Source organism: Roseivirga sp. UBA1976 (genome assembly GCF_002336325.1).
Classification (GTDB): Bacteria; Bacteroidota; Bacteroidia; order Cytophagales; family Cyclobacteriaceae; genus Roseivirga; species Roseivirga thermotolerans.
In genome coordinates, this window is the sequence record NZ_DDDQ01000095.1 from 1 (window position 1) to 4,988 (window position 4,988).

At 44.6% G+C, this 4,988-nt stretch carries 5 protein-coding genes; all 5 read left to right on the plus strand.

The genetic code is table 11. The features are described from left to right. Positions 1-324: GMC oxidoreductase (locus B3763_RS09255; protein WP_286745911.1), on the plus strand; the 324-nt coding region annotated here is incomplete at its 5' end. Positions 325-327: 3 nt separating this feature from the next. Beyond that, on the plus strand, positions 328-1,032 hold the full coding sequence (locus B3763_RS09260) for a gluconate 2-dehydrogenase subunit 3 family protein (protein ID WP_189631150.1): 705 nt from the start codon (positions 328-330) through the stop codon (positions 1,030-1,032). 220 nt (positions 1,033-1,252) lie between these two features. Next, complete coding sequence (locus tag B3763_RS09265; RefSeq protein WP_189631151.1) at positions 1,253-2,656, plus strand: ATP-binding protein; 1,404 nt, start codon at positions 1,253-1,255, stop codon at positions 2,654-2,656. A gap of 5 nt (positions 2,657-2,661) precedes the next feature. Next, positions 2,662-4,326 (plus strand): FAD-dependent oxidoreductase, encoded by a 1,665-nt coding sequence (locus B3763_RS09270; protein ID WP_286745914.1) that lies wholly within the window; start codon positions 2,662-2,664, stop codon positions 4,324-4,326. A gap of 110 nt (positions 4,327-4,436) precedes the next feature. Then, positions 4,437-4,799, plus strand: coding sequence for a hypothetical protein (locus B3763_RS09275; protein ID WP_286745916.1), 363 nt, complete (start codon positions 4,437-4,439; stop codon positions 4,797-4,799). Positions 4,800-4,988 lie beyond the last annotated feature (189 nt).

Consider the following 4,988-nt stretch of genomic DNA (forward strand, 5'->3'; position numbering starts at 1 on the left):
AAGCATATGCAAGATACATTTGAGCAAGTACTTGAAGCAGCGGGCGGAATACTTTTGGGTTCAAAACCCGGAGCCGACCGACAGTATGGACTCACCAAGCCCGGTGAAATTATTCACGAAGTAGGAACCACCCGAATGGGTGATGATAAAAGAGAGTCGGTAACTAACAAATACAACCAATTGCACGATTGTGAGAATGTATTTGTGATGGATGCCGGGCCGTTTGTATCGCAAGCCGATAAAAACCCAACCTGGACCATTTTGGCTCTGGCCTGGAGGGCTTCCGACTATTTGGTAGAACAAGTAAAACAAAGAAACATTTAAACCATGGACAGACGAGATTCATTAAAATCATTATTGGTGGGTTCTGTGGCCGGAGGCCTGTTGGTAACCGGTTGCGCTCCTGGCGAAAAACCTGAAGAGACGGCTAAAACCCCTGAATTGCCTGGTTATGGTAGAAATGAGAAAGAAAAGGAACACGACCGTAAGGTATTGGCCGAAGTATTTCTCAATGAACACGAGTTGGAAACAGTTGCGGTACTTTGCGATATTATTCTCCCTGCCAATGCCAACTTTGGCTCGGCCAGCGATGCCGGAGTGGTAGAGTTTATAGAGTTTATAGTGAAAGATATGCCGCACCACCAACTGCCTATACGTGGTGGCATTGCCTGGCTCGATTCTTATTCCAATAAGCTCTATAATGCAGAGTTTAAAAAGCTCACTGAAGAACAGCAAAAAAGCATTTGTGACCAAATTGCTTACCCGGGCAAAACGGCCCCCGAGCTATTGCCTGGCGAAAGATTCTTTACGCGAATGAGAAACCTTACGCTAACAGGTTACTTTACCTCTGAGATGGGGATTAAAGACCTGGGCTACAAAGGCAATACACCCGGAGTATGGGATGGCGTTCCGGCCGATGTCTTGGCCGAACACGATGTAGATTATGAACCGGAATGGTTGGCCAAATGCGTAGACCAAAGCAAGAGAACTGCCATAGCCGAATGGGACGATGAGGGTAATCTCATTACCTAAGCGGCTGAACTGGTAGGCTTGTACTACAAATAAAGAGCTGTTTCAATACTCAGTAACTTCTTTACCTGTAAGGATTATGCATTCTAAGCATGGCCTTCAATTAGTATGCTGATGGTTGGAGCAGCTTTTTTATTCCCAATGTACTGTCTGCTTTAATGATACTCTTTACTTACCTTCAGGTTCGAAAGAACTAATTCCCAGACTTCTCAGTTTTTAGTCCATGAAAGATCAAGAGCTAGTTGACAGACTCTGCGCATTCAACATACTCTCCGATATTCCCCGCCAACAAATTGAGTGGATTGTAGAGCGGGGTAAGCTCACCGCCTTTAAGGCCGGAGATCAGATTTTTAAACGTGGCGATTCAGTAGACCGGCTGTTTATTATGGTCGATGGAGCGGTTTCGCTTAAAATGGCGGTAAATGGCCAATATAGAGAGATGGCCAGAATTTCAACCGGAGAAATTTCTGGTGCATTGCCTTACAGCAGAGTGCAATCAGCTACAGGCAATGCCTTTGCTCTGGTCGATTCAAAAGTATTTTACCTTTCTAAAACCTTCTTCAAAGACCTCATTTGCGAGTGCCACGAGCTCACTGAGCTATTGGTGCATTTAATGACAGACAGGGTTAGGGACTTTTCAAGGTTTCAACACCAGAGCGAAAAGCTAATGGCTCTAGGCAAACTTTCGGCTGGTCTGGCTCATGAGCTTAACAATCCGGCAGCAGCCATTGTGCGTTCGGCCGAATCGCTGCAAAAGCATTTGGGCACTGTGCCCGATAAGCTTAAACGGGTTATCTCTATGGAGGTGACCAATCGCCAAATAGACTTTGTCAATGAATTAGTTTTTGGAAAGCTCGCCCGGGGAATCGATAAAGCTGAGCCAATGCTTTCGCGCGCTAAACGCGAAGATGACTTGACCGACTGGTTGGAGGCTAATGGTTATGGCGACTGCTATATGCTCGCAGAAACATTGGCCGATTATGGTTTTTTGGATCAGGATCTGGACCGGGTGAAAGAAGAAATCGGAGAAAAGGAGTTTCCGTCCGTTTTGGTATGGATAGACAATGTGCTTACTACCGAAAAGATGGTAGGAGAAATAAAAGATGCCTCCAACAGAATTTCCACTTTGGTCAACTCCGTGAAAAACTACTCACATATGGATCGGTCGTCCGATTTTGAGCCCACCGATGTACACGAAGGCCTGCGTGTAACGCTCACTATTCTAAACCATAAGATCAAGAAGAACCGGGTGGAAGTAATAGAACACTGGGCCGAAGAGTTGCCTAAACTAGCGGCCTCACCGGGAGAGCTCAATCAGGTTTGGACCAACGTAATAGACAATGCGCTAGACGCTATGGAAGAAAATGGCGGTACGCTTAGGCTTTCGACAGAAGTAGTAGGCGAATTTATAGTCGTTAAAATCTCAGATACCGGAAAAGGTATTCCTAAAGAAATTCAAGACCGAATTTTTGAACCATTCTTTACTACCAAAGACGTAGGTAAAGGAACAGGGTTGGGGCTTGAAACTGTGCAACAAATTATGGACAAGCACAATGGTCGAATAAAACTTGAATCTAAGCCCGGCCTCACTACTTTTGAATTTTGTATACCCATTCATCATCAATAGGTCAAATGCCCAAACAACCCATTATTTTTACAATAGACGATGACGAACAAGTACTGGCAGCTATTCGAAGAGACATACGAAAGCAATACCGGGCCGACTACAGAATACTCAGTACTACCTCTGCTAAAGAAGCTTTAGAGGCATTGCGCGAACTCAAGCAAAAGGGAGAAGACGTAGCTTTATTTCTTTCTGATCAGCGGATGCCCGAAATGAGTGGAGTAGATTTTTTAGAGCAAGCCAAAAAGCTCTATCCATCGGCCAAAAGAGTGCTGCTAACAGCCTACTCCGATATTGAGGCAGCTATAAAGGCCATTAATGATGTTCAGCTCGATTACTACCTAAACAAGCCCTGGGATCCTCCGGAAGAAAAACTATACCCGACTCTGAACGATTTACTCGATGAATGGCAGATAAACCATATTCCGGTGTTTAAAGGAATACGTGTGGTGGGTTATCAGTATTCGCCCAAATCGCATGCGGTAAAAGACTTTCTGGGCGGAAACCTTATTCCCTTTCAGTGGCTTGATGTGCTTAATGAGCCGGAAGCGAAGGAGTTAATGGAGCTGGCGTCTATAAGCGACCAACAACTACCTGCCGTGTTTTTTGAAGACGGTAGTTGCCTCGTCAACCCCTCTGCTGTAGAACTAGGTGAAAAAATAGGGCTTAGGTCTAAGGCTGCAGAAAAAATGTACGATGTAACCATTGTAGGTGCAGGTCCGGCTGGTATGGCCGCAGCGGTATATGGTGGTTCAGAAGGATTAAAAACCCTGCTTATTGAAAAGCATGCTCCTGGCGGACAGGCAGGTACCAGTTCCCGAATAGAAAATTACCTTGGTTTTCCGAAAGGGCTTTCCGGTGCCGACTTAACACAGCGAGCCATTACGCAGGCCAGGCGCTTTGGGATTGAATTTCTTTCACCACAAAGTGTGGTGGGGGTAGAAACGCAAGATCAATACAAGAAAGTGATTCTGGAGAATGGAGAGCAGATTCATACCAAAGCCGTGATTATTACAACAGGCGTTCAATACCGAAAGCTTAATGCAACGGGCATAGACAACTACACCGGAGCCGGTATTTATTATGGAGCCGCAACCACCGAAGCACACGCCTGCCGCAACAAGGATGTGTATATAGTGGGCGGGGGCAACTCGGCCGGGCAGGCCGCCATGTATCTCTCCAATTTTGCCAGCCACGTGTATATTGTCATTCGCAAGCCCGATCTTTCCAGCAGCATGAGTCAATACCTTATCGATCAGATAGGGCAAACAGAAAATATCAGTCTTTTGCCGAGATCGGTGGTAGAGGCAGCTCATGGAAAGACGCATCTGGAGTGTGTCACTCTCAAAAACCTGGAAACACAAGTTACCCGGCAAAAGCCGGCCGGTGCATTGCTCATTTTTATTGGTGCCAGACCTTATACCAGTTGGACGGGCGAACACATATTTAAAAACGAAAGAGGGTTTATTCTTACAGGACGCGATGCCCAAAAGGAAGATGAGTTCAAAAAAGTATGGAAGAAAAAGCGAGAACCCTTTTTGCTGGAAACTAGTACTCCCGGAGTTTTTGCCGCTGGCGATGTGAGGGCAGGAGCCATGAACCGCGTGGCTTCCGCAGTGGGAGAAGGGGCAATGGCCATCAAGTTTGTGCATGAGTATTTAGCAGAAATATGATCAAGCCATAAGCTGAATTCGAGAAGGCAGCCTAAGGTTCTGTGAGTTTTATTCACTGAGGGGGTAACCTAAAACAGTTTTAAGAGACTGTTTTTTTGTGTGGCATTTGAATGGAGATACTGTACAATATATTAGGACTGGAAGTCATTGACTTTGGACTGATTTGGTTATGGAAATACCAAATGGACCCTGACCCAAGTGTGTCTATCGGAATTATTCTTTTAGTTCCGTTTGTTTTCGTGCTGAATCTGATAATTACAGGAGTTCTATTCTTTGCTAAAGAGAAAGAGTTTTCGAGAATATTCCTTATCAACTCAGTTATTGTTTCAAATATGATCTTTTATCTTTTTGGAAAAGGAATTGATAGACACCAAAACAAACGTTTGGAACAGTGGATATTTCAAAAAGCTGATACACCTTTTTCACAGATTAGATGGAAAGAGACAAACGAATTTAGTATGACTATAGCTTAAACCCTGGCTCGTCTTGGGGGTAGACGGAATCTACAAGAAGGAAAACGGCAAGTGGATTTTAAAAACTGAGTCATTAACAATGACTATTGACGAAAATAGACAACTTAATAGGTTTCAGAAATCCAACTGACACAATTGAAATAAATGAAAAGATAAAACCCTACAACAACACATATAGCTTATGGCGGG